22 protein-coding genes and 1 tRNA gene are annotated in these 25,228 nt (G+C 62.4%); 11 read left to right on the forward strand and 12 right to left on the reverse strand.

Features of this window, described 5'->3' with window-relative positions; all coding sequences use genetic code 11:
- Positions 1-146 precede the first annotated feature (146 nt).
- From ABWV64_RS11905 to glmM, 3 genes are all read left to right on the forward strand, one after another.
- A complete protein-coding gene (locus tag ABWV64_RS11905) occupies positions 147-1,088 on the forward strand; it encodes a dihydroneopterin aldolase (RefSeq protein WP_353345468.1) in 942 nt (313 codons plus the stop codon).
- A 7-nt stretch (positions 1,089-1,095) separates the two neighbouring features.
- Entirely contained in the window at positions 1,096-2,112 is a 1,017-nt protein-coding gene (gene folP / locus ABWV64_RS11910; protein WP_353345470.1) for a dihydropteroate synthase, read from the forward strand.
- A 74-nt stretch (positions 2,113-2,186) separates the two neighbouring features.
- Positions 2,187-3,536 carry a phosphoglucosamine mutase gene (gene glmM, locus ABWV64_RS11915; RefSeq protein ID WP_353345472.1) on the forward strand — a complete coding sequence of 450 codons (1,350 nt, stop codon included), beginning with the start codon at positions 2,187-2,189 and terminating at the stop codon, positions 3,534-3,536.
- 61 nt (positions 3,537-3,597) lie between these two features.
- Here the strand turns inward: glmM and ilvC are convergent, their stop codons facing one another.
- Positions 3,598-4,620: a ketol-acid reductoisomerase gene (ilvC, locus tag ABWV64_RS11920; protein ID WP_353345474.1), complete on the reverse strand. Its 1,023-nt coding sequence runs from the start codon at positions 4,618-4,620 to the stop codon at positions 3,598-3,600.
- Between the two features lie 159 nt (positions 4,621-4,779).
- Between ilvC and ABWV64_RS11925 the strand changes: the two genes are divergently transcribed.
- The 3 genes from ABWV64_RS11925 (at position 4,780) to ABWV64_RS11935 (ending at position 6,899) form a co-directional block, all read left to right on the forward strand.
- On the forward strand, positions 4,780-5,235 hold the full coding sequence (locus ABWV64_RS11925) for an Lrp/AsnC family transcriptional regulator (RefSeq protein WP_353345476.1): 456 nt from the start codon (positions 4,780-4,782) through the stop codon (positions 5,233-5,235).
- Positions 5,232-5,690, forward strand: coding sequence for an Lrp/AsnC family transcriptional regulator (locus ABWV64_RS11930; protein ID WP_353345478.1), 459 nt, complete (start codon positions 5,232-5,234; stop codon positions 5,688-5,690). Before ABWV64_RS11925 ends, ABWV64_RS11930 begins: the two co-directional genes overlap by 4 nt.
- 75 nt (positions 5,691-5,765) lie before the next feature.
- Positions 5,766-6,899 carry an aminotransferase class V-fold PLP-dependent enzyme gene (locus ABWV64_RS11935; protein WP_353345480.1) on the forward strand — a complete coding sequence of 378 codons (1,134 nt, stop codon included), beginning with the start codon at positions 5,766-5,768 and terminating at the stop codon, positions 6,897-6,899.
- Positions 6,900-6,917: 18 nt separating this feature from the next.
- Here ABWV64_RS11935 and ABWV64_RS11940 read toward each other — a convergent pair whose 3' ends face one another.
- Together ABWV64_RS11940 and ABWV64_RS11945 are read right to left on the reverse strand one after the other, a co-directional pair.
- A complete protein-coding gene (locus tag ABWV64_RS11940) occupies positions 6,918-8,120 on the reverse strand; it encodes a UbiH/UbiF family hydroxylase (RefSeq protein WP_353345482.1) in 1,203 nt (400 codons plus the stop codon).
- A gap of 203 nt (positions 8,121-8,323) precedes the next feature.
- On the reverse strand, positions 8,324-8,968 hold the full coding sequence (locus ABWV64_RS11945; protein WP_353345484.1) for a pyrimidine 5'-nucleotidase: 645 nt from the start codon (positions 8,966-8,968) through the stop codon (positions 8,324-8,326).
- A 122-nt stretch (positions 8,969-9,090) separates the two neighbouring features.
- Between ABWV64_RS11945 and ABWV64_RS11950 the strand changes: the two genes are divergently transcribed.
- Positions 9,091-9,735, forward strand: a complete 645-nt coding sequence (locus ABWV64_RS11950; protein WP_353345486.1) for a GntR family transcriptional regulator — start codon at positions 9,091-9,093, stop codon at positions 9,733-9,735.
- 79 nt (positions 9,736-9,814) lie between these two features.
- On the opposite strand, the gene ABWV64_RS11955 is transcribed toward ABWV64_RS11950, so the two are convergent.
- Both ABWV64_RS11955 and carA read right to left on the reverse strand, forming a co-directional pair.
- A complete protein-coding gene (locus tag ABWV64_RS11955; RefSeq protein WP_353345488.1) occupies positions 9,815-11,719 on the reverse strand; it encodes a glycosyltransferase family 2 protein in 1,905 nt (634 codons plus the stop codon).
- 242 nt (positions 11,720-11,961) lie between these two features.
- Positions 11,962-13,119 carry a glutamine-hydrolyzing carbamoyl-phosphate synthase small subunit gene (carA, locus tag ABWV64_RS11960; RefSeq protein WP_353345490.1) on the reverse strand — a complete coding sequence of 386 codons (1,158 nt, stop codon included), beginning with the start codon at positions 13,117-13,119 and terminating at the stop codon, positions 11,962-11,964.
- Positions 13,120-13,326: 207 nt separating this feature from the next.
- Here carA and ABWV64_RS11965 point away from each other — a divergent pair, with 207 nt between their 5' ends.
- Complete coding sequence (locus tag ABWV64_RS11965; protein WP_353345492.1) at positions 13,327-13,794, forward strand: GatB/YqeY domain-containing protein; 468 nt, start codon at positions 13,327-13,329, stop codon at positions 13,792-13,794.
- Between the two features lie 175 nt (positions 13,795-13,969).
- Here the strand turns inward: ABWV64_RS11965 and ABWV64_RS11970 are convergent, their stop codons facing one another.
- From ABWV64_RS11970 to lipB, 4 genes are all read right to left on the reverse strand, one after another.
- On the reverse strand, positions 13,970-14,485 hold the full coding sequence (locus tag ABWV64_RS11970; protein ID WP_353345494.1) for a DUF2244 domain-containing protein: 516 nt from the start codon (positions 14,483-14,485) through the stop codon (positions 13,970-13,972).
- 267 nt (positions 14,486-14,752) lie between these two features.
- Complete coding sequence (locus ABWV64_RS11975) at positions 14,753-16,423, reverse strand: cytochrome c oxidase subunit I (protein ID WP_353345496.1); 1,671 nt, start codon at positions 16,421-16,423, stop codon at positions 14,753-14,755.
- A 322-nt stretch (positions 16,424-16,745) separates the two neighbouring features.
- Positions 16,746-17,192, reverse strand: a complete 447-nt coding sequence (locus ABWV64_RS11980) for a c-type cytochrome (protein WP_353345498.1) — start codon at positions 17,190-17,192, stop codon at positions 16,746-16,748.
- Positions 17,193-17,390: 198 nt separating this feature from the next.
- Positions 17,391-18,047 carry a lipoyl(octanoyl) transferase LipB gene (lipB, locus tag ABWV64_RS11985; RefSeq protein ID WP_353345500.1) on the reverse strand — a complete coding sequence of 219 codons (657 nt, stop codon included), beginning with the start codon at positions 18,045-18,047 and terminating at the stop codon, positions 17,391-17,393.
- 163 nt (positions 18,048-18,210) lie between these two features.
- Between lipB and ABWV64_RS11990 the strand changes: the two genes are divergently transcribed.
- The 3 genes from ABWV64_RS11990 to ABWV64_RS12000 all read left to right on the forward strand — a co-directional run bounded on the left by ABWV64_RS11990 (position 18,211) and on the right by ABWV64_RS12000 (position 20,335).
- Positions 18,211-19,536, forward strand: coding sequence for a peptidoglycan-binding domain-containing protein (locus ABWV64_RS11990; RefSeq protein ID WP_353345502.1), 1,326 nt, complete (start codon positions 18,211-18,213; stop codon positions 19,534-19,536).
- A gap of 237 nt (positions 19,537-19,773) precedes the next feature.
- A tRNA-Leu gene (locus ABWV64_RS11995) sits at positions 19,774-19,860 on the forward strand.
- A 37-nt stretch (positions 19,861-19,897) separates the two neighbouring features.
- Positions 19,898-20,335, forward strand: a complete 438-nt coding sequence (locus tag ABWV64_RS12000) for a helix-turn-helix domain-containing protein (RefSeq protein WP_353345504.1) — start codon at positions 19,898-19,900, stop codon at positions 20,333-20,335.
- A 662-nt stretch (positions 20,336-20,997) separates the two neighbouring features.
- On the opposite strand, the gene ABWV64_RS12005 is transcribed toward ABWV64_RS12000, so the two are convergent.
- The 3 genes from ABWV64_RS12005 to glpK form a co-directional block, all read right to left on the reverse strand.
- On the reverse strand, positions 20,998-22,425 hold the full coding sequence (locus ABWV64_RS12005) for an L-serine ammonia-lyase (protein WP_353345953.1): 1,428 nt from the start codon (positions 22,423-22,425) through the stop codon (positions 20,998-21,000).
- Between the two features lie 95 nt (positions 22,426-22,520).
- On the reverse strand, positions 22,521-23,657 hold the full coding sequence (locus ABWV64_RS12010) for an iron-containing alcohol dehydrogenase (RefSeq protein WP_353345506.1): 1,137 nt from the start codon (positions 23,655-23,657) through the stop codon (positions 22,521-22,523).
- Entirely contained in the window at positions 23,654-25,153 is a 1,500-nt protein-coding gene (glpK, locus tag ABWV64_RS12015; RefSeq protein WP_353345508.1) for a glycerol kinase GlpK, read from the reverse strand. Before glpK ends, ABWV64_RS12010 begins: the two co-directional genes overlap by 4 nt.
- Positions 25,154-25,228: the final 75 nt, after the last annotated feature.

Raw genomic sequence — 25,228 nt, forward strand, 5'->3', positions numbered from 1 at the left:
CGCGCCGTTCCAAAGCCGGAGCGGCGCAAGTCGTCTTGGAGCAGCTGCGCGCCGCGTCGCCGCCGCCGCCCGTTGCGTCGCGCAGCGCTGGTCGGGGGCCGGAGCGGCTGGTATACCGGCCTCACCACAGCCGCGAAAGACACGCCATGAGCCAAGACATCCGCCTCGCCTTCGAGCATCCCATCGCCCGTGCCCGCGCCACCGAGCGCCAAGATCAAAATGGCCCGCTCGACCGGATTTCCCTGCGCGATCATGTGGTCGAGGTGGAGATCGGCGCTTTCCAAGCCGAGCGCGGCACCACGCAGCGCATATGTTTCAATGTGGTGGTCGAGGTCCGCCCCGTCGCCGCGCCCTTGGACGACGATGTGGATCGCATTTTGTCCTATGACAAGGTGACCGAGGCGATTGCCTTTGAATTGGCCGCCGAGCGGCTCAATCTGCTCGAAACGCTTGCTGCGCGGATTGCCGACCGGATATTGCTCGAACCGCAAGCCGAGCGGGTGTTCGTGCGGATCGAGAAACTCGACCGTGGCCCTGGCGCCTTGGGGGTCGAGATTGTGCGCTCCGCCGATGAGCGCAGCGCCGCCGCCGTCCTGCAATCGGCCCCGCGCCCGCATCTGGTCTTTTTGGGAAATGAGGCCATCGCCAGCCCGCATCTGGGCGCTTGGCTGGACCAGTTGGAAGCGCGCGCCGAGCCGGTGATCCTTTGCGTCGGCCCGCATGACGGACCGGTTCCGAAGGCGCAAAACCCTTTGGCACAGCGCCGCATTGATCTTTTGGCGATGGAGCAAAACGCATGGACCTTGGCCGCGCGCGACAAACGCTGCGTGGTGACCGCGACGCGTACCGAGCTTGATTGGGCGATGAAGCACGGGCAGATTTGCGTCTGGGCCCCGTCGAAAATGTTGCTTGATGCGCCGCAAAACCCTCTGGCCGATCTGGGCACGCGCGCGCCGCTGTCGCTGGCGCTTTGGCTTGGCGGGCAAATGACGGCGAGCGATCTGTTGCTGATCGGCGCGCAAATGCCGAAAGGGGCCGAAACGGTCTTGCCCCTGCGCCAGATTGCCGCCACCAGCGCACAGATTTGAGCACCCGATGAGCGGATATTTTTGCCCCTTGCCGCAATCTAGCATGGCGCGCCCTGCCGAAGCCGTGTCGTTGGCGGGTGGGCCTTTGTGGTTCACCCATGCCATCCGTTTTGGCCGTGAAGGCGGGGGCACTTCGGAGGGCGAGGTCGTTCCAGCGGCAGCGATTCCGGCCGCAAATCTGGAGCGGCTGAGCGCGCCGCGTGCACCGCTGGCAGGGTTGGATATGGGGCGCACCACCTTGATGGGGATATTGAACACCACACCGGACAGCTTTTCGGATGGCGGCGACCACAATGATGTCGCAGCGGCCCGCGAGGCCGCCCTCGCGATGGTCGCAGCGGGGGCCGATATCATTGACGTGGGCGGCGAATCCACCCGCCCCGGAGCGGTGGAAGTGCCGGTGGACGAAGAGATCGCCCGCACCCGCCCCGTGATCGAGGCCATCCGCGCGCAAAGCGATGTGCCGATCTCGATCGACACGCGCAAATCCGCCGTGGCCCGCGCGGCCATGGGCGCGGGCGCGGATTTGGTCAATGACGTTTCGGCATTCGGCTTTGATCCGAAGATGCAGCAGGTTTGCGCCGATCTGGGCGCGCCGGTCTGTTTGATGCATGCCCAAGGCGATCCGGCGACGATGCAGCATGATCCGCAGTATGGCGACGTGCTGCTCGACGTTTATGACGCGCTGGAGGCGGCGGTTGCGCGCGCCGAGGCCGCCGGTATTGCCCGCGCGCGTATCCTCGTCGATCCAGGCATCGGGTTTGGCAAGTCAGAGGCGCATAACTTGCGGCTTTTGCGGCATATTTCGCTGTTCCACGGGATCGGATGTCCGATGCTTCTGGGCGTGTCGCGCAAGGGGTTCATCGGCCGCATCGGCAAGGCGCCCGACCCCAAAGACCGCGCCGCAGGCTCCATCGCCGTTGCACTTGCGGGGCTGGCGCAGGGGGTGCAGATGCTGCGTGTGCATGACGTGCGCGAAACCGCTTCGGCGCTGGCGCTGTGGCGCGCCGCGCGCGGGCTTTGACCTGCGGGCCAATCGCGCATAAACCCTATTCAAAGGCGCAAGACGCTCCAGAATATCAGTCGAGGATCCCCAGTATGACCCGCAAATTTTTCGGCACCGACGGGGTGCGCGGCACCGCAAACACCTATCCGATGACCGCCGAAATGGCGCTGCGCCTCGGGGCGGCGGTGGGTCGGTATTTTCGCCGCGACGGATCGAATGTGCACCGCGTGGTGATCGGCAAGGACACGCGATTGTCCGGCTATATGTTTGAAAACGCGCTCACGGCGGGGCTGACCTCGACGGGGATGAATGTGCTGCTGCTCGGGCCGGTGCCGACGCCCGCCGTGGGTCTGTTGACGCCCTCGATGCGCGCCGATCTGGGCGTGATGATCTCGGCCAGCCATAACCCCGCCCATGACAACGGCATCAAGTTTTTCGGCCCCGACGGGTTCAAATTGTCGGATGAGGCCGAGATGGAGATCGAAGCCTTGGTCGAGGCCGGAGTGGAGCCGGCGCAGGCGCGCAACATCGGCCGCGCGCAGCGGATCGATGACGGGCTGTTCCGCTATGTGGAGCGGGTGAAATCCACCTTCCCCGAAGGCCGCCGATTGGACGGGATCAAGGTCGTGGTCGATTGCGCCAACGGCGCTGCCTATCGCGCCGCGCCCGAGGTTCTTTGGGAGCTTGGCGCCGAGGTGATCAAAATCGGCGTCTCGCCCAATGGTTTGAATATCAACGAAAAATGTGGATCAACCGCGCCGCGCACCGCCGCCGAGGCCGTGGTCGCCCATGGGGCGGATTTGGGCATATGCCTTGACGGCGATGCGGACCGGATCATCTTGATCGACGAGACCGGCGCCGTGGCCGACGGTGACCAATTGATGGCGCTGCTGGCGAGCCGCTGGGCCGAGGAAGGGCGATTGAAGAGCGGCGCATTGGTGGCGACGGTGATGTCCAATCTGGGGCTTGAGCGGTTTTTGGACGGCAAGGGGCTGCGCCTTGAGCGCACCGGCGTCGGGGATCGGTATGTCGTCGAGCGGATGCGCGCGGGCGGGTTTAACCTTGGCGGCGAGCAATCGGGCCATATCGTCATGACCGATTATGCAACCACCGGCGACGGGTTGATGGCGGGGCTGCAATTTCTGGCCGAAATGGTGCGCTCGGGGCAACGCGCCTCGACGCTGGCCAAACAGTTTGAAACCGTGCCGCAGCTGTTGAAAAACGTGCGGTTTTCGGCGGGGCAGGTGCCGCTTGAAGAGGCCAAAGTGCAGGCCGCGATCCAAGAAGCCGAGGCCGATCTGGCGGGCAATGGCCGTTTGCTCATTCGCAAATCGGGCACCGAACCCTTGATCCGCGTGATGGCGGAAAGTGAGGACGAAGCCATTCTGACCGCCGCTGTCGACCACGTTGTCGCCGCTGTGGAGCAAGCAACCGCCTCTTGAGCGCAACAAAAAAGGCGCGCCCGAAAGCGCGCCTTAAAGACAGTTCCAAATCCTTCGGGACTTAGTTCTTTTCTTTGTCGACCATTTTGCCCGCGGAAATCCACGGCATCATGTCGCGCAGTTTCTTGCCGACAACTTCGATCTGGTGCTCGTCGTGCAGACGGCGGGTCGCTTTGAAGAAGGGCTGACCGACCGAGTTTTCCTGCATGAAGTCACGCACGAATTTGCCGTTCTGGATGTCGGTGAGAACACCTTTCATCGCCGCTTTGGTTTCCTCATAGGGCAACACGCGCGGGCCCGAAACATATTCGCCGTATTCGGCAGTGTTCGAGATCGAATAGTTCATGTTGGCGATGCCGCCTTCATAGATCAGATCGACGATCAGTTTGGTTTCGTGCAGGCATTCGAAATAGGCCATTTCGGGCGCATAACCCGCTTCGACCAATGTCTCGAAACCCATGCGGATCAACTCGACGATACCGCCGCACAAAACGGCCTGTTCGCCGAAGAGGTCGGTTTCGCATTCTTCGCGGAAGTTGGTTTCGATGATGCCCGAACGGCCGCCACCGATGGCCGAGCAATAAGACAGACCGATTTCGAGCGCTTTGCCCGATGCGTCGCGGTCCACCGCCACAAGGCAAGGCACGCCGCCGCCTTTGGTGTATTCGCCGCGCACGGTGTGGCCGGGGCCTTTGGGGGCCATCATGATGACGTCGACGCCTTCTTTGGGCTCGATCAGGCCGAAATGCACGTTCAAACCGTGGGCAAATGCGATCGCCGCACCGGGTTTGATATTGTCATGCACGTATTTTTTGTAGGTTTCGGCCTGCAATTCGTCGGGCATGGTGAACATGATGACATCGCACCATGCGGCGGCTTCCGCGATGCCCATCACGGTGAGGCCTTCGCCTTCGGCTTTCTTGGCCGAGGCCGAGCCTTCGCGCAGGGCGACGACAAGGTTCTTCGCGCCGCTGTCGCGCAGGTTCAGCGCATGGGCGTGGCCTTGGCTGCCATAGCCGAGGATGGCCACTTTCTTGTCTTTGATCAGGTTGATGTCGCAATCGCGGTCATAATATACGCGCATGATATGTCCTCTTTGGTTGCAACGCGGGGCGCCATGCCGACGCGTCGGGATTCTGCGGGCACAATAGGCGTGTTTTGCACGATATGATTTGCCAATCGACATGATTTTCGCATATTGGTGAAAAATCTATTCTCAGAATGCGGCTGCGCGTGGTGATTCATGCTTGATGATACGGATCGACGGATACTGCGGCTCTATCAAGCCGAACCGATGCTCTCGGCGGCGGATCTGGCGGCGCGGGCGGGCATTGCCACGGCGACCTGCTGGCGGCGGGTCGAGAAGATGATCGAGAGCGGGGTGATCCGCGCCAACCGCGCCGTGATCGATTGGCGCGCGATGGGCTATGAGGTCGAGGTCAGCCTGCGCGTGAGCCTCGACAAAACCAATCCGCGTGCCTTTGACGAGTTTATCGCCGAGGCACGCACCGTGCCGGATGTCATTGAAATCCAAACCTTTCTTGGCCGTGTGGATGTGCGATTGTCGGTGATTGCCCGTGATATGGCGCATTACCAAGACATCTATCGTAGCCGCATCCTGTCGCTGCCGCATATCAATGACATCGAAGCCTTGATGCATGTCGCGCGGATCAAAAGCGACGAGGCACTGCCGCTATGATCGAGTTGGATGAAATGGACCGGACGCTTTTGCGCGAGCTGGCGCGCGATGCGGGGCAAACGGCGGGGGCCTTGGGGCGCAAGATCGGCCTGTCGCAACCGGCGACATGGCGGCGGATCGAGCGGTTGAAATCCATCGGCGTTCTGGCGGGGCAACGGCTTGATCTGGACCGCGAAAAGCTGGGCTTTGGCGTTGCGGTGTTTTTGGGGGTCAAACTGGCCACCAAGGGCCGCGTCAGCTTGGACGATTTCGAACGCGCGGTCTGCGCCATTCCCGAGGTGCAAACCGTCGAACACGTCTTGGGCATGTATGATTACCGCCTGCGCGTTGTGGCCCGCGACATCGCCGATTTCGAGCGGGTCTTGCGGCGGCGGATCATGACGCTGCCCGGGGTGGGCGACGTCGAGGCCAATGTGCTCTTGTCCGAAGAGCGCCTTGCGGGGCCATTGGGCTAGGGCACGGCGATTTAGCGCTTTTGCACGGACCCGCCGCGCGATAGCCTCACCGCAACAAACCGGAGGAACACCGCCATGACCGCCTTGCTTGATACCGTCGATCCCGATGGATTGCTCGAATATTCCGTGGTTTTCACCGACCGCAGTCTCAATCATATGTCGCAAGAATTCCAAAGGGTTATGCGCGACATCTCAAGCTTGCTCAAAGAGGTTTACCGCGCCCAGAGCATTGCCCTTGTCCCTGGCGGCGGCAGCTACGCGATGGAGGCGGTCGCGCGCCAGTTCGGCGCAGGCCAGCACGCGATGATCGTTCGCAACGGTTGGTTCTCTTACCGCTGGAGCCAGATTTTCGAGGCGGGAAATTTCGCCGCCGAAACCACCGTTTTCAAGGCCCGTCAAACCGGTAATGGCGTGCAATCGCCCTTTGCTCCGGCGCCGATTTCCGAGGTGACGGCGGCGATCCGCGAGGCCAAGCCGCAGGTGGTTTTCGCCCCCCATGTGGAAACCTCGGCGGGTTTGATTTTGCCCGACGACTATATCAAGGCGCTCGCCGAGGCGGCCCATGAGGTCGGCGCGCTGTTCGTTCTGGATTGCATTGCCTCGGGCTGCGCATGGGTCGATATGGAAAAAAGCGGCGTCGATGTGTTGATCTCTGCGCCGCAAAAAGGCTGGTCGGCTTCGCCCTCAGCGGGATTGGTGATGATGTCGGACCGCGCCGCCGCGCGGCTCGAAGAGACCACATCGGACAGCTTCGCGCTCGACCTGAAAAAATGGCGCTCGATCATGGCGGCCTATGAAAACGGCGGCCACGCCTATCATGCGACCATGCCCACCGATGCTTTGCGCGCCTTTCGCGACACGATGGTCGAGACCAAGGACTACGGCTTTGAACGCCTGCGCGAGGCGCAATGGGCGCTTGGCGATGGGGTGCGCGCGATGCTGGCCGCGCGCGGTTTTACTTCGGTCGCGGCTGACGGCTTTGGCGCGCCGGGTGTTGTGGTCAGCTACACCGACGATCCGATGATCCAGAACGGCAGCAAATTTGCCGCGCAGGGGCTGCAAATTGCGGCGGGGGTGCCTCTGGCCTGCGACGAGCCGGACGGGTTTATGACCTTCCGCATCGGCCTTTTCGGTTTGGACAAACTCTATGACGTGCCAAGCGCGCTTGGCCGTCTGGAGGCGGCGCTCGATCAGGTTCTGGCGGGCTAAACCTTTGGTCGTGCGGGGTTATCCGCGCGTGCTCAAGCCCATTTGCATCATCATTTTGCGCACCGGCGCCATGCCGTAGATCGCCGACAGCCCCGCCGCGCGCAGATCGCGCAGGGGCTGCGCATGGATTTGCGAGGCGCGGTTGAGCAAATCGATCCCCGCCACCCGCGCGCGCACCTCGCCGTGGCGGGCCTTGTGGAACTTGTCGAGCATCTCGCGGCTGCCGAGCGTTTCGGGTGCGGCCGTCGCGAGGTCGAGCAAGACCCGCAGATCGCCAAGGCTCATATTCAGCCCCTGCGCCCCGATGGGCGGCACCACATGGGCTGCCTCGGCGATCAGTGCCAAACGCTCGGCGCTCATCCGCTCGGCCACTTGGCTGATGATCGGCCAAGTGGTGCGGCGCGAGGCGAGGCTCAAAGGGCCAAGTAACAAGCACGAACGGCGGTTCATATCCGCCTCGAAATCCGCCTCCGGTAGAGCGGCAAGGCGCATCGCCTCCGGCCCGTCCTCCATCCACACCACGGCAGAGCAGGGGCGCCCCTCATGATCGGGCAGCGGCACCAATGTAAACGGTCCGCCCGAGCGGTGAATCTCGGTCGATACATTGTTGTGGGGGATGGGGTGCGTGACCGCAAAGGCCAGCGCCTTTTGTCCGTAACGCGTTGTTTTTACATCAATACCTGCGGCTTCGCGCAGGCGCGATCCGCGCCCGTCGGCGGCGATGGCCAGCTTCGCACTGACGATTTCGCCATCGCTGAGCGTGACGCGGGCCTCGGATGTGCGGGTGAACAGCGCCGTGGCGGATGTGCCGGCGCGAAATTCGGCATTCGGCAACTCATCGATGCGGGCCAGAAACTCGCGCCGCAAAAGCCAATTGGGCAGGTTCCACCCGAAAGGCAGATCGGAGAGATCGGACGCGTCAAACTCGCGCGTCAGGCGCGGTTCGGGGTCCACGCCGCCCGCATCGACAATGCGCATGATCTGCAAGTCGGCGGCATGGGGGGCAAGGCGGGTCCAAACGCCCGCACGATCCAAAAGCGCCTGCGCGGGCTGTAAAAAAGCCGTGGTGCGCAAATCCGATCCGGCCCCGTCGCGTGTGGTGACGGGCGGCGCCGGATCGACGCAGAGCACGGAAAACCCCGCCTGCCCGAAGACGCAGGTCGCCGCCAAACCGGCAATCCCGCCGCCAGAAATCAGGATATCAACATCGGATTTTTGCATCAAAAAGCCTCCTGAGGCGTAACCTAGTGCGAAACGCAGGGCAGTTCCATGCGCGATCCGCCGCGCCTGACGCCGCGAGAGCATGCGCGGGGCCGCCATGGCCTTCGCTGCGCGCGCGGCGGCACAGGGCGGCGCGGCCTATCCGCGAAGCGCGGGGCGTGTTGTTGAAGTATAAACCATTTATAACAATGACTTATGATATGCTAGAGCAGCCGCGCAAGGAATGCGCTCAAATCATCGGTGTGATGGTGAACATGGGGCTTTTCGTCGCGTTCGGGGGCGACATGCACCGTGCGCAGGCCCATCGCGTGAGGCACTTCGAGGTTGCGCAGATCATCTTCGAACATCGCCGCGCGTTCCGGCGCCAACCCGTCCTTGGCAAAGACCGTTTCAAAGGCCGCGCGTTCAGGCTTGGGCGCGAAACCGGCATGTTCGACGCCGTAAATGGCATCAAACAGCCCGCCAAGCCCGCGCGCATAGCTGACTTTTTCCGCATAGGGCGCGGTGCCATTGGTGTAGATGATCTTGCGCCCCGGCAAGGCGCGGATGCGCTCGGCCAGATCGGGATCGGGCGAAAGCCGCGAAAAATCAATCTCATGCACCTGCGTCAAATAGGGGGCCGGATCGACATCATGTTCGCGCATCAACCCCGCCAATGTGGTGCCGTAGCTATGCCAATAATGCAGCCGCAACGCGTCGGCGCGGGCGCGGTCCACGCCAAGGGCCTGCATGACATAATCGGTCATCCGCACTTCGATCTGGTCAAAGAGGCGCATATGCGGCGGGTAAAGCGTATTGTCGAGGTCAAAGACCCAAGTGGTGACATGAGAGAAATCGGCTTTGGGCATGGGGCGAGGTTAGGGCGCGCGGCCCGAAGGCGCAATCGCCCAGTTGCACCCGCAATGGGTTGATTGCGAGGGCCGGAGGCGGATAAGGTTTGCCGACCTGTGACAAGATATGGATATTGCCCATGAAGCCGGCCCAAAAAGACGCCTATATGTTGATCTTGGAAGCGATCGACACGGGGCTCTACAAACCCGGCGACCGATTGGTGGAAAGCGATCTGGCCGAACGGTTCGGCGTCTCGCGCACCCCGATCCGCGAAGCGTTGCAACGGCTTGAGACCCAATCGCTTTTGGCGCGCGACGGGCGCAGCCTGATTGTTGCCTCTTTGGATCACAACCAGCTGTCCGAGCTCTACGTCGTGCGCGCCGAGTTGGAAGGGCTGGCGGCACGTTTGGCCGCGCGTCACGCGACCGGCGAAGAGGTGCGGGTGCTGCGCGATATGGTCGAAGAGGACCGCGCTCTTTTGGGCCAACCCGCCGCCATGGCGCGCGCCAACCGCAGGTTTCACAAGATGATCCATCTGGCCTCTCACAACCGCTATCTGGTGCAGCAATTGGACCTCGTGCATCGCACCATGGCCTTGATGGCGACCACGACATTGGCCGCCGAAGGGCGCGACAAAAACGCATTGGCAGAGCATGACGAAATCGTTGCCGCGATTGAAACGCGCGACGAGCGCCGCGCCGAAGCGGCGCTAAAAGACCATATTTCCAAGGCCTTCATGACGCGGCTCAAATCCGATGCGCGCAATCACGACGCTTTGACCTGACGGTGCGCGGGTGGCCGGACCGGCGCGCCCGAAGCAACGGCTGATCCTCAGGTGATGGCCTGCGCCCAAGCCTGCCAGCCTAGCGGGTGCGCCGCGCTTTCGGCGGTTGATCGGCGCCCTTGGGATGATCGATCGAGAGCCCGTGCTGGGTTTTGTCCCAATAAAAGGGAATGACAATCAACTCGTAGAGCGCCTTATAGGCCGCAAAGACCCCCAGCGGGTAATAGACATGCATCGTCGCGACCCAAGGCAAAAGATGGCGGTGCCCGGGATTGGCGATGGCGGTCAAATTGGCCACCACGTTGATCATCTCCACGGTCAGAAACAGCGAGCCCATGGTGATCAGCATCTCATGCGGCACGATCCCGTCAAGCGGATGGTGGATGCCCAAGATCACCAACCAGAAGGACCACAAAAGCGGGGCGAGAAAGAACTGCGACATCGCGGTGACGAAATGCGCCTGAAACCCGATAAACCGCCAAGCGCCCAATTGTTTGAACAGTTTCAATGGCTTGCGCATATGGACCAGATAGGTGGTCATATAGCCTTTGAGCCATCGCGAGCGTTGGCGGACCCATGGCAGCGCGCGGCAATTGGCCTCTTCTCCGGTCACGGTCTGGATGACATCGGTGCGATAGCCATGGCGTGCCAAACGGAATCCCAGATCGGCATCTTCGGTCACATTATGCGCGTCCCAACCGCCCAGTTCCTCCAAAGCATCGCGGCGGAAATAGAGCGTCGTGCCGCCCAAAGGAATGCCGAAGCCGAGCTGCGCCATGCCAGGCAAGATGAGCCGGAACCATGCGGCATATTCGATGGTGAAACAGCGCGCGATCCAGTTTTGTCGCGGGTTATAATAGTCGAGAATCCCCTGCAAACAGACCAGATCCGGCGGCGCGTTGAGGAAGTGATGGGCCACGCGGGTGATCTGATCGGCGTCAGGCGCATCCTCTGCGTCGAAGATCCCGATGATCTCTCCTTCGCAAAAATCCAGCGCATAATTCATCGCCCGCGGTTTGGTTTGCGGGGTCCCTTTTGGCACGACGACGACCCTGATCCAAGGCGGCAAAGAGGTGCGCGCCACGGTCTCTTGGGTGAGGGTATCCACCTCTTCGAGAACCAAGACCACATCGAGCAAGGATTTAGGATAATTGAGTTTTTTGAGCCGCTGCACCAGATGCGTGGCGATCTCTTTCTCTTTGAACAGGGGCACCAGAACCGACACTTTGGGAAGGCGCGCGCCGGTCGGCATTTCGGGCGTGAGGAAGTCTTCGGGCGGGCGCGAGACGCGGGCGACGAAAGCGGCGGTTTTCATGATGGAAGAAATCATCAAGGTAAAGATCGCCCAACCGACCAGCGCCGCAAAGACCACTTTGGGGAAGGAGAAGGTCAGCGCGGCAATGCCGATCAAACCCAGCAAGCACAAGGTGATGCGCAGCGTGCGCGTCTTGCCCCATGTGCGGCAGCTTTCGGCCTCTGGCACGCGGGTTTGGGCGGCCAGGACCAGCGCCGGACGGTTCATCTGCGCCACGGTCTTTTGAATTTGCTCTTGGCTGGCGATCACCATTCGCGCGGGCAAAAGTTCGTCGGGCAGAGCGGCGACGATCTGTTGGAACAGATGCGGTCGCGAGGTCGCGATATGCGTGACCCCGTCCATTTTTTGCCATGCTAGAACGCTGTTTTTAATGCAATATTGCGGATCAAGCAGGTGCAAGAGGGTGCCGTCGGCAGGGGTTTCGTCGAGGTCGACAACGAAAGTGTCATGAAACTGCGCCAGCGCCGCGCGCATGTCGGCGGGGCGCATGATCCCTTCGGCGGTGAGGATTTTATCAAGCGTGGCATCGCATTGTGCCTGCACAGAGAGTGCAGCCATCAATTGTTCGGACGTTATGGCGCCCGTGCGCACCAGTTCCGAACCTAGGGATGCGGGTCTGACGGCGGCATCGGCGTTGCCGTCAAACTCTCGCAAATCAGGAAATTGCATTCCGTACGCCTCACTTATGGTTAGCGAGGAGTTTCCATGCAGGAAGTTAAGACGACATTAATATCTGCCTATCGGGGCGCACGATCTACTGTCTTTGTCAGGTTACGGCGGGGAATCGCCTATGACAACTCGCCATAAATAGCGAGGCGGGGCGATGTTGCGGCTCTGTTCTCGCGCTGCGGGGCGATTTGGTAACCGGATGTTAACCACTTCCCCGACGGCAAGAGAGCCGCCACGCGCGATTACCCGCGCGCGGCCATATGTTCGGCGAATCGCTCGAAGAGGTAGAAGCTGTCCTGCGGGCCGGGGCTGGCTTCGGGATGATGCTGCACCGAAAACACCGGACGGTCCTTCATGCGGATGCCGCAATTGGACCCGTCAAACAGCGACACATGCGTCTCGACCACCCCCTCGGGCAGGCTTTGGCTGTCCACCGCAAAGCCGTGGTTCATCGAGGTGATTTCGACCTTGCCGGTCTCGCGGTCCTGCACGGGGTGGTTGGCGCCGTGGTGACCGTGGTTCATCTTGATGGTGCGCCCGCCCAAAGCAAGGGCAAGCATTTGATGCCCAAGGCAAATTCCGAACATCGGCAGGTCAGTCGTGTCGAGGATTTTCTGGATCATCGGCACCGCATATTTGCCCGTTGCCGCCGGATCGCCGGGGCCGTTGGACAAAAACACACCGTCCGGATTATGGGCCAGAACCTCTTCGGCGGTGGCGCTGGCGGGCAAGACCGTCACGTCGCAGCCCGCCGAAGCAAGGCAGCGCAAAATATTGCGTTTGGCGCCGTAATCAATCGCCACGACTTTGTGCTTGGGCGCGGTTTGCGGCGCGTAACCATCGGGCCATGCCCACCGCATTTCATTCCACTGATAGCTTTGCGCGCAGGTCACGTCTTTGGCCAGATCCATCCCCTCCAGCCCTGCAAAACCGCGGGCCTTGGCGACGAGGGCCTCGGCGTCAAAATTTCCTTCAGGATCAAAGGACAAGGCGACATGAGGCGCGCCGGATTGGCGGATCGCACGGGTCAGGCGGCGGGTGTCAACGCCGCCGATGGCGATGCGTCCGCGCGCCGCCAGCCAATCGCCCAACTCTTGGGTCGCGCGCCAGTTTGACGAGACCGTCGGGTCCCATTTCACCACCATGCCCGCCGCGACGGGATCGGCGGTTTCGTCGTCTTCGGGGTTCACGCCGGTATTGCCGATATGGGGGAAGGTGAAGGTCACGATCTGCCCCGCATAGGAAGGGTCGGTCATGATTTCCTGATAGCCCGTCATCGCCGTGTTGAAGCACAATTCGGCGGTGGTCTCGCCCGTTGCGCCAAACCCGTGGCCGTAGAAAAGCGTTCCGTCCGCGAGTGCTAGGCAGGCGGTCGGGCGGGGGCTAGGCTGTTGGGCCATGATCAAACTCCGGTGCGGTGAATTTGCGCATAGGTAAGGGCGCGCGCCGCGAGGGTCAACCCCCAGATCGGCGCATTCGCCGCCATAGGTGCCGCCGCGAATGCGCCATGAAAACAAGGGATGACCTCGCGCCTGCAAGGCTTGCAATAGGGCTTGGTTTTGGCTAAAGGTCGTGGCTTGTTTCGGCACCATGGGGATGGGACGTATATGGAACTTCGAGATCGGGTCAACGCGGCCCTCAAACAGGCAATGAAAGACAAGGATGTCACGCGGCTGTCGACGCTGCGCTTGATCAATGCGGCGATCAAGGATCGCGACATTGCGCTGCGCGGCCAAGGCGGCGAAGAGGGCATCAGCGAGGATGAAGTGCTTGGTATTCTTGGCAAAATGGTCAAGCAGCGCCAAGAGAGCGCCCGCGTCTATGAAGAGGGCGGGCGGCTTGATCTGGCCGAGCGCGAGATCGCGGAAACCGGCGTGTTGGCCGAATTCCTGCCCAAGCAATTGAGCGAGGAAGAGGTCAAGGCGGCGATTGCCGCAGCGATCACCGCAACGGGGGCCACATCGATCCGCGACATGGGCAAGGTGATGGGCGCTCTCAAGGCCGATTATACCGGACAGATCGATTTTGGCGCCGCAGGGGCCTTGGTCAAGGACCAGCTCGCAGCGCAAGCCTGAGGCCGCTGGCCCCCCGCAAATCTGTCGCCAAAAGATGATCAAAGCGCGCGCCCTTCGGGGCGCGTTTTGCGTCGTGGCGCGCTCCACGAAGGGCCGCCAAAAACGGGGGGCTGTATCGCGTCGGTAAAACGTCGGTATTGCGTCGGTGGCCTTAGCGCCCGCGCGCGCCGCGCCATCACGCGGGCGGGGCGGCTTTGATGTCTTTGAGCAGGTCCAACAATTCGCCGAACAGCGTCTTGCGCTCGCCTTCGGTCAAAAACGCCCCAAGTTCGACCACGCGCCCCTTGCCCGAGAGGGTGATATAGGCAGGCACCGGCCCGCCCTTGGGGTGCATTTGGGGGCGCAGCCAATAGGTGTTGCACTCCCAATCTTGCGGCGCAGCGCGGGCCGAGCGGCGGCTCAGATGGGTCATCTGCGCATCGATCACCAATTCCTCCAAAATCTCGCCATCCTTATAGGAGCGCGCAATCCCCCACCACAGCGCCCCGATGGCGAGCATGGCGAAGGGCAAGAGCCCCCAAAGCACCTTGGTCCCCAGCATCCCGAACAGCGGGATGGTGATAAACACAAAGGCCCCCAAAACCACCGCCGCAAATCCCGCCTTGGGCAAGGAGCGATGCGGCCAAGCCGAGAGCATCCGGCGCGGTTGGCCGTCGGGGCCGGAGGGGGCGGTGGTCCATTCATAGGGCATGGGGCGGCTCGGCGGTTTTTTGTGCTTGGGGCGGCGGCGTGAGGGCGGGTGATGGTGCCAAAGGTAGCGCGCTGATTGAGGACAGCAAGTGAAACAGGCGCGGATCAAGAGCGGATCAAGAGCGGCGGCGGGGCATATGGCGTGCGCGCGTGCCCAAGCCACGCAGCGGCGCAGCAAAGGGCACGGCGAAGCCGCGGCTTTGCAAATGAAAACGGAGCCGCAGATGTATCACCTGCGGCCCCGCTTTGATCTTTGGAAAGCTACGCCTTAGTGGGCGGGAGCTTTGTCCCAGTCTTCCTGCTTGGGAAGCTGCTCGAACGTGTGTTCGGGCGGCGGGCAGGGCAGGGTCCATTCCAACGTATCGGCATATTCATTCCAATAGTTGTTCTCGGTCACGCGTTTGCCTTTGAACAGCGAGTAGAACACGATGCCGAAGAACAGGATGAACGAGGCGAAGGAGATGAAGGCACCGATCGACGACCAGTAGTTCCAAAGCGCGAATTGCTCGGGATAGTCGATGTAGCGGCGCGGCATGCCCTGACGGCCCAAGAAGTGCTGCGGGAAGAAGGTCAGGTTTGCACCGATGAACATCATCCAGAAGTGCAGCTTTGCCGCCCATTCGGGATAATGACGACCGGTCATTTTGCCAAAGTAGAAGTAGATACCGGCAAAGATCGCAAAGACCGCTCCGAGGCTCATCACATAGTGGAAGTGCGCCACGACGTAATAGGTGTCGTGATAGGCACGGTCCACGCCCGGCTGGCTGAGCACGATGCCCGTCACGCCGCCGACGGTGAAGAGGAAAAGGAAACCAAAGGCCCAGATCATCGGCGCTTTGAATTCGATCGACCCGCCCCACATGGTGGCAATCCACGAGAAGACCTTAACCCCTGTCGGGACCGCAATCACCATCGTCGCCAACATGAAGTAGCTTTGCTGCGTCAGCGACAGACCCACGGTATACATGTGGTGCGCCCAGACGACAAAGCCCAGAACACCGATCGCGATGATCGCCCAAACCATCGGCAGATAGCCGAAGACCGGTTTGCGCGAGAAGGTCGCGATGACGTGGGAGATGATGCCAAAGCCCGGCAAGATGATGATGTAGACCTCGGGGTGACCGAAGAACCACAAGATGTGCTGGTAAAGGATAGGATCCCCACCGCCACCTGGTTGGAAGAAGGTCGTGCCGAAGTTACGGTCGGTGAGCAGCATGGTGATGGCGCCCGCCAGAACCGGCAAGGACAACAAGATCAACCACGAGGTCACAAAGATCGACCAAGAGAACAGCGGAACCTTGAACAAGGTCATGCCAGGGGCGCGCATGTTGAGGAAGGTGGTGATCATGTTGATCGCGCCCAAGATCGAGCTGGCGCCCGACACGTGCACGGCAAAGATCGCCAGATCCATCGAATAGCCGCCTTCGGAGGTCGACAAAGGCGGATAGAGAACCCAGCCCACGCCAGAGCCCAATTGCCCGTTGCCACCAGGGCTGAGCAAGGAGGCGACACCCAAGGAGGTGCCCGCCACATAAAGCCAGAACGACAGGTTGTTCATCCGCGGGAAGGCCATGTCCGGCGCGCCGATCTGCAGCGGCATGAAATAGTTGCCAAATCCGCCGAAGAGCGCCGGAATAACAACGAAGAACATCATCAAAACACCATGATAGGTGATCATCACGTTCCACAGGTGGCCGTTGGGGGTACATTCCGCCGCCGTGGCGATGAAACGCGCGCCTTCAAGGCACATGTATTGCACGCCCGGCTCCATGAGCTCCAAGCGCATATAGACCGTGAATGTCACCGAGATCAGACCGGCAAACGCCGATACGATCAGGTAGAGTAGGCCGATGTCTTTGTGGTTGGTCGACATGAACCAACGGGTAAAGAAACCCCGGTTGTCTTCATGATCGTGGCCGTGAATGGCTGCGTCTGCCATTGGATGCCTCCTGCTGGTATGTTGATGGGCGCGCAAGATATATTGCACGCCCGATGTCTCTCCTGAGCCGTTTTAGTGTGCAACGGGGCGGGCGGCAATGTCCGACTTTGACGCAGATCAAAGAATTTTGTCGCACCCCCCGCCAAAGCCTGCGTTTTTTAGGGTTTTGTTAATGGCTTGGGCCGGTTTTGCCGCGTTTTGGGCCACAGCGGCGCGTTTTGCCGCTGGGGCGACTCGGCCTGCCATGGCGCGCAAAGGCAAAACGCCGCGCGACCAGACAGGCGCGCGGCGTTTGCATTCTTATGGATCCGCTGTCGGGCGGTTATTCGGTTTTGGCCTCGGGGGCCGGAGCGACGCTGGCCAGATAGGCGGCAACATCCTCGCCGCCCTTGCGCAGCTTGAAGCTCATTTTCGATTTCGCCGCGCCATCATCGAGATAGGCCGACAAGAAGGCCTTGGGGTCGGCGATATATTCGGCCAAGGACGCGTTGTCCCAAACCAGACCTTTTTCACCGGCCTCCTTGAGCGAATTGCCATAGGCAAAGCCCTCGACCGATCCGGCCACGCGGCCGATCACGCCGTAAAGGTTCGGGCCCGTCTTGCCGCCTTTCAAGAAGACTTCGCTCTCGGAGGAGACCTCATGGCAGGCCTTGCATTTCTTCATCGCCTTTTCACCGGCTTCCACATCGCCCGCTGCGCTATGGCCATCGGCAAAAGCAGGAACACTCAAGGCCAGCATCGCGGCAGCAGCAGTCAAAAGAGTTTTCATAGGTCATCCTCATGTTTGTCTCGCGCGGGCATCACTTATGCCCTCGATATGCCAGATACCTAACATGGCAGCGGGCAAAAGCAATGTGAGACAATTGTCGCAGGGGCGCGTGGGCAAAGCCCCGCCGCGCGGCCTTGGTCGGGCGCGCTTATCTACGCCGCAGGCCGCCATATGTGCGGCGCGCCCAGAGGCGGGGCCTCAGGACGGGGCGCCTATGACCTGATCAAAACTGCGCCGCAGCGCCAGATCAAGATCCTCCATCGTCACCGGCAACCCCAGATCGACCAAAGACGTCACCCCATGCGCGCGGATGCCGCAAGGCACGATGCCGGTAAAATGCTCCAGATCCGGCTCCACATTCACCGAAATCCCGTGGAAAGACACCCATTTGCGCAAACGGATGCCGATGGCGGCGATCTTCTCCTCGCAAATCGCCCCGTCCGGCGCGCGCGGCTTTTCGGGCCGCTCGACCCAAACCCCCACACGCCCCTCGCGGATATGACCCGTCACGTTGAATTCGGCCAAAGCCGCGATCACCCAATGCTCCAGTTGCTGCACAAAGGCGCGCACATCGCGGCCGCGCCGTCCCAGATCAAGCATCACATAGGCCACCCTTTGGCCCGGACCGTGGTAGGTATATTGCCCGCCGCGCCGCGCCTCATAGACGGGGAAGCGTTCGGGATCGGTCAAATCCTCGATCCGCGCCGAGGTGCCCGATGTATAAAGCGGCGGATGCTCGACCAGCCAGACCAGCTCTTCGGCCTGCCCCGCCGCGATGGCCTCGGCGCGCTCCTCCATAAAGGCCAAAGCCTCGGGGTAGGGCGTCAAATCGGGGGCGGTGATCCATTCGACCATAGGCGCGGCTCCTGCACTCGGCGGCCCGTGAAGCCGCCTGCTTGCCTTGCTCTACCCTCCGGTTTGGCCAATTTGAAGGGGGTTTTGCGCAAAAACGCTGCCCCTGCGTCAGGGAATCGTGCTAGCCTTAGGTATAGGAATTGGTTTTTTCGGAGGATATCCCATGTATTCACGTCATCTCATTTGCGCCGCGCTTGCCGCCTCAATGATCACCGCCCCCGTCAGCCGCGCCACCGCCGGCAATGGCGATTTCATCGCAGGCGCCATCATCGGCGGCATCGTCGGCGCCGCCGCCAATAGCCAAGCCAAGAAAAGCCAGCCCAAGAAAACCTATCGCAAGGCCGCGCCGCGCCTGCCCTCGACCCAAGAGGGCCGCGAAATTCAGGCCTCGCTCAATTACTTCGGGTTTAACGCGGGCCGCGTCGACGGGCAGCTGGGCGGTCAATCGCGCCGCGCCGTGACGCAATATCAAGCCTATATGGGCTATCCCATGACCGGACATTTGACGCCCTTCGAGCAACAGCTGTTGACCAACTCCTACAACCGCGCCATGGCGGGCGGATCGAGCGTGATGCAAATGGTCGCCGCCAATCCCGACGGCACGCGCGGCCTGCTCAAAACATGGCGCAGCGAAATGGCAGGGGGCACCATGGCCGCCGCGCCGGGGCAGGTGGTGACCGCCGCGCCGGGCATGACCACGGTCGTCGTCAACCAACAGCCCGCCGCGCCCGCCGCGCCCGAACCGGCCGCGCCCGCTGCGCCCACCGTGATGGCCGCCGCCGAAGCGCCCGCCTTGCCCAATTTCATGGGCGAGGCTTCGGCGCGCTCGCTGGCCTCCCATTGCAACAAGGTCTCGCTTTTGACCAATTCCAACGGCGGCTTTGTCAAAGTCGGCGCCATCACCGATCCCAATGTCGCGCTGAGCGAGCAGTTCTGCCTCGCACGCACCTATGCGATCTCGCGCGGCGAGGAATTGACCGCCAAGGTCCAAGGCGCAACGCCCGCGCAAATCGAGGCGCAGTGCAAAGCCTTTGGCCCGATCATGAAACCCCATGTCGCCGCGCTCTCGCTCAAATCCCAAGCCGAAGTGGTGCAAGGCGTGTCGGGCTATATCCTGACCACCGGCATGGCGCCCGAACATCTGGCTGGCACGGCGACGATCTGCCTGTCCTCGGGCTATCGCACCGATGATATGGATGTGGCGGTCGGCTCGGCGCTCTTGCTTTATGCTTTGGGCGAAACGGTCTACGGCGAATTGATGGGTCACCACCTGTCGCAGGGCTTTGGCGCCAGCACCCGCAGCGATCTGGCCGAGGTCTGGTATGCTTCGGCGCTTGACGCTCTGGACGCGGGCAGCCCCGCCGTTTTCGCCCCCGGTCAGCCCGAGCGCAACACTTTGATCCGCGCGGCGGTCTTTGGCGGTGGCGATGCCTCGGCCTTGCCCGCGCCCACAGCGGCCAGCCTGCCGACCTTCAAGGTCGCCGATTGATCGCACCGGTCGATCGGACGGGCTGATCGGACGCCGCGCCGCTTGATCCGGCCAGTGGAACCGGCAAGCCTTGCAAAACACCCCAAGCGCCGCCTCGATATGGGGCGGCGCTTGGGCCTTGGGCAAGAGGTCCCGACCCGCCCCGCGCCGCGCGCAAATTATTTTCCCGCCGCCGCCTTTTGCCTCTTGGCATCGCCCGCCGCCTTCGTTAGATAGCGCCTCACCAAGTCAGACAGTGCGGTCGTGGCGGAATTGGTAGACGCGCAGCGTTGAGGTCGCTGTGGGGTAACACCCGTGGAAGTTCGAGTCTTCTCGACCGCACCATCACTTGCCAACAGTTGGCAAGAAAATCCCGCGAAATATGGACGAAATGCCGGTTTATGGGCGCGTTCACGTTCTGGACGCCTTGCCGGACTGTCGAATTCAGACAACCAATGACGCAAGAATTACGCATTGCGGAAATGGCTGGCACTTGGCAAATAATTTTCGAACCGCATTTATATGGCACATGAACAAACACGACTCTTCCGTCTCGAAGATCGTGCGTGCAACCGGCATTTCGCGCGATGTGCTCAATAAGCTTTTGGCGCGAGAGAACTCCAGCACAGCCGTAGAAAATGCGCTGCGAATATCGGCATATTTCGGCAAAACGCTTGAGCAATTTATGAGTTGCGATGAGGGTGGCTCTGTCGGAAGTCTGAGCAGCCTAGTTGATCTTCTACGGCCTGACGAAGCGCGACTACTCACGGCGCAAATTCAGGGGATTCTAAGGCAACGCGGTGATCAATCAAAACCCTAGCCTCGATCATCAGCTCGAGAAATTCAGCCTGCGTTCAGTATTTTGCGCGTGGGTGTCGGCCACAACGCGTTGATAGCGGCCATTTCCCGCGCCTATTGCGCAGCACCAGATTCTCGATTTGAAAATAATCGCGGATTTGAAAATACTCGCAATAGGGGCGCGGCGCGCAGCATCCCTCTCCCAAAGGAAAGTGAAACGCCCCCAAAACATGCCGATGAGGCGCAGGCGTTTTGCAAAACCGCTGCGGGGTTCTGGGTAGATCCCTTGGATGGAATGCACAGCCAAGGCCCGCACCCGCAATGGGCGCGCGCGATGGGATCTTCAAAACATTGTCAAACCGGTCAGCTGAATGTGCCGACCAAAAGCGAGAGCAGCGCGATCGAACTCGCGCTTGCGATAATTTTCATAGAAAACATAGTCATAGCAGCACCATTACATAGACATCAGACACAGACCCCCGCCGCGAAGCAGACCGCAAGAAAGGGCGTTTGAAACGGATGCGCCGTCTTTGCCAGCGGCGCTATGGGGCGGCGTAAAATTCGCCGCTCCGCGCCGCGCAGCATAGCCAAATCGGCCGCTGGGCATCCAAGGACCACTCTACGCTGACTTTAGGTCAATTGCGACTCCTGCCGCCGCGAAACGGCAGGTTTTCGCCCATTTGCTCAGCATTCAGGCAGATTCACCGCCAAACCGCCCTGCGAGGTCTCTTTATATTTCGCGCTCATGTCGCGCCCCGTCTGGCGCATCGCCTCGATGCAATTGTCCAGCGGCATGAAATGCACCCCATCCCCGCGCAGCGCCAGAGAGGCCGCCGAAACCGCCTTGATCGCGCCCAATCCGTTGCGCTCGATACAGGGCACCTGCACCAATCCGCCCGCCGGATCGCAGGTCATGCCAAGATGATGTTCCAGCGCGATTTCGGCTGCGTTTTCAACCTGTTCATTGCTGCCGCCAAGCGCGGCGCACAGGCCCGCCGCCGCCATGGCCGCCGCCGATCCGACCTCGCCCTGACATCCCACTTCGGCCCCCGAAATCGAGGCGTTATGTTTGATCAACCCGCCCACCGCCGCCGCCGCGAGCACGAAGTCGCGCGCTCCCGCCGCGCTCGCGCCGATACATTGCGTGCGGTAATAGCGCAGCACCGAGGGGATCACCCCCGCCGCGCCATTGGTCGGCGCCGTCACCACCCGCGCACCGGCGGCGTTTTCCTCGTTCACCGCCATCGCATAGACCGACAGATAGTCGTTGACCGCATGGGGCTGGCTGCGGTTTTGCCCCGCCTCGGCCAGCAATTGCGCGTGGATCGCGCGGGCGCGGCGGCGCACGTTCAAACCGCCTGGCAAAATGCCCTCTTGCGCCAGACCGCGGGTGACCACCGCATCCATCGTCTCCAATAGCCGGTCGAGCCGCGCGTCAAGATCGGCGGGATCTTCGCCGTTGTGGCGCATCTGTGCGGCCTCGTTGCGCCGCTTCATATCGGCAATGCTGAGCCCGCTGTCGCGGCCCATGCGCAGCATCTCTTGCGCCGAGCCAAAGGGGAAAGGATAGCCAAGCGCCGCCTTTTGCGCATGCAGCGCCTCCTCGCCCTGCGCGCTGCGGGCAAGCTCGGCCTCGGTCACCACGAAACCGCCGCCGATGGAGTAATAGGTCTGCGTCAGATAGGGCGCGCCGCGGCTGTCAAAAGCGCGCAAAATCAATCCGTTGGCATGGCCGCCTAGGGGCGGGCCATAGTCGAACACCAGATCATTTTCAGGATCGAAACCCATGGGCGGCAAGCCTTGGGGCGTGACGGTTTTTGATGCACGGACCTGCGCCAATGCGGCCTCGGCGGCATCGGGGTCCAAGCTGGCCGGATCAAATCCGCACAGGCCCAAAATCACCGCGCGGTCGCTGGCATGGCCCTTGCCGGTGAAGGCCAGCGAGCCGTGCAGCGAGGCGCGCAGCGAGGCCAGATCGCCCGCACCGGGGATGCGTTCGGCCCCGCCGCGCAGCGCCTCCAAAAACCGCGCCGCCGCGCTCATCGGGCCCATCGTATGCGACGAGGAGGGGCCGATGCCGACCTTGAAGATATCAAACAGGCTCAAGAACATGGGGCGCCTCGCGGTGTGATCTGCCATCAGCCTAACGCCCCGCGCCGCGATTGCGAGGGCGGTTTGCGACGCGCCGCCCGCGAAGGGCGACCCGCCTAGGCGCTGGCCGCGCGCAAGATCGCCATGAGGGCGGCGGCGTCCAGCGGCGCTGGGTTGGCCTTCATCGACGAGGAGGCCAGCGCCGCCTCGGCCACCGCGCCATGATCCGAGGCCGCAAGGCCCATCTGCGTCAGGCTTGGCAATCCATGCGCGGCGCTCCACCGCGCCAGTGCGGCGATATCGGGCAAATCCAGCGCGCTGCAAACCATCGCCTCGACCCGATCAAACCGCGCCAGATCACGGCCCGCCATGGCGGAGCGATTGGCGCGCATCACATGGGGCAAAAGCGCGCCGCACACCGCGCCATGGGGCGCATCGGGCGCCACGCCGCCGATGGGACCGGCCAATCCATGCACCGCGCCCAGCCCCGCATTGGCCAAGGCCATCCCGCCCGCAAGCGCGCAAAAGGCCAGATCATCGCGCGCGCCTGCGTCCTCATCGCGCATCAGCCGCGCCAGAGCGGCGAGCCCGCGCGGCAAGGCCTCAAGGCATAGCGCATCGGTTATCCCATTGGCGCGGCTCGATAAATACGGCTCGATCACTTGGGTAACCGCATCAAGCCCCGAGGCCAGCGTCACCGCCTTGGGGCATCCGTCGGTCAGCGCCGGATCGATCAGGGCCAGATCGGCCAGCATCCGCCCGTCGCGCAACGAGACTTTGCGCCCGTGTTCGGGCACGCCGATCACGGCGTTTTTCGTCGCCTCCGCGCCGGTGCCTGCGGTGGTGGGAATGGCGATAAAGGGCAGCGGCGCGGCCTCGAGCGGCAGGCCCTTGCCGACGACTTCGAGATGGTCCATCGGCGGGCGCGGCGCGGGCAAAAGCGCCGCCAGAGCCTTGCCAAAATCGATCACCGCCCCGCCGCCAAGCGCCGCCACCACGGCCGGCGCCGCGCCGCGATGCGCCGCCAGCGCGGCCTCCAGCATCTGCAGGTCCGGCTCGCGCGGGCAGGGCGCGCACAGCACTGACGCCCCCGCCGCGCGCAGCGCATCTATGAGCCACGCGGCCCGCTCGGCGCGCGCGCCATGCACCACTAGCACCGGCCCGCCATAGGCCAAGGCTGCGGGCACGGCCTCTTGCGCGGCGCCGCGCCCGAAACGGATCGGCGGGGCGACAAAACCGAAAGCCGCGCTCATACCGACATCGTCGCCTGCACGGCCGATTTCCAGCGTTTCACCTTGGCGCGGCGCGCGCCGTCCTCCATCGCGGGGGTAAAGCGGCGCTCGAGCGCCCATTGCGCGGCAAATCCCTCCATATCGGGGTAAAGCCCCGCATGCATTCCGGCCAGCCATGCCGCCCCCAAAGCGGTGGTTTCCAAAACCTCGGGCCGGTCCACCGGCGCGCCGATGATGTCGCTCAGGAACTGCATCGCCCAATCGGAGGCGCTCATCCCGCCGTCAACGCGCAAAACCCCTGCCTCGGTGCGGCCTTGGGCGCTGGCGGCCCAATCGGCATGCATCGCATCCAAGAGGTCAAGCGTTTGAAACCCCACGCTTTCCAAAGCGGCGCGGGCAAATTCGGCAGGGCCGGAGTTGCGCGACAGCCCGTAAATCGCGCCGCGGCAATCGGCGTTCCAATAGGGCGCGCCAAGGCCGGTAAAGGCGGGCACGAGGATCAAATCCTGCCCCGCATCGGAGGCCTCGGCCAGAGGTTGGGTTTCCTTGGCCTCGCGGATGATTTTGAGCCCGTCGCGCAGCCATTGCACCACCGCGCCCGCGATAAAGATCGAGCCTTCAAGCGCATAGGTCGGCTTGCCTCCGAGTTGATAGGCAATCGTGGTCAGCAGGCGGTTATGCGAGACCACCGGCGCATCGCCGGTATTGAGCAGCGCAAAACACCCCGTGCCATAGGTGGATTTCATCATCCCCGGTTTGAAACAGGCCTGCCCGACGGTGGCGGCCTGTTGGTCGCCCGCAACGCCGCAAATCGGGATCTCGCGGCCGAACAGATCGGCGCGGGTGGTGCCATAATCGGCGGCGCAATCGCGCACCTGCGGCAGCATCTGCATCGGGATGCCCAACAGATCACAGATCGTCCGGCTCCAGCGGCCCTTGCGGATGTCATAGAGCAGCGTGCGCGCCGCATTGGTCGCATCGGTCGCATGGACCGCGCCGCCCGTCAGCTTCCAGATCAAGAAGCAATCGACCGTCCCGAACAGCAATTCGCCCGCCTCGGCGCGCGCCCGCGCGCCCTCATTATGGTCCAAAATCCATTTCAGCTTGGTGCCTGAAAAATACGGATCGAGCAAAAGCCCCGTGCGGTCGGTGACCATCGCCTCATGCCCCGCCTCGCGCAGCGCGGCGCAGGTGTCCGCCGTGCGCCGGTCCTGCCAGACGATGGCGTTATGGACGGGTTTTCCGGTCGCCTTGTCCCACACGATGGTGGTTTCGCGTTGGTTGGTGATGCCGATGGCGGTGATATCGGCGGCGCTCAGCCCCGCACGCTCGATCACCGCGCGGCAGGTGCCCGCCGTGGTGGACCACAGGTCCGACGGGTCATGTTCGACCCAGCCCGAGGCGGGGTAATGCTGGGCGAATTCCTCTTGCGCCGTGGCGACATGCTGCATCTGGGCGTCAAACAAGATGGCGCGGCTCGATGTGGTGCCTTGGTCGATGGCGAGGATATGGCTCATGGGAAGGGCGCTCCGGTCGTGATTTTCGGGAGTGTGGCGGTCAGAGTGTGGCGGGCCGCAGGCGCGGGCGCAAGA

It is taken from the genome of Litorivita sp. NS0012-18 (assembly GCF_040371945.1).
GTDB lineage: Bacteria > Pseudomonadota > Alphaproteobacteria > Rhodobacterales > Rhodobacteraceae > Litorivita.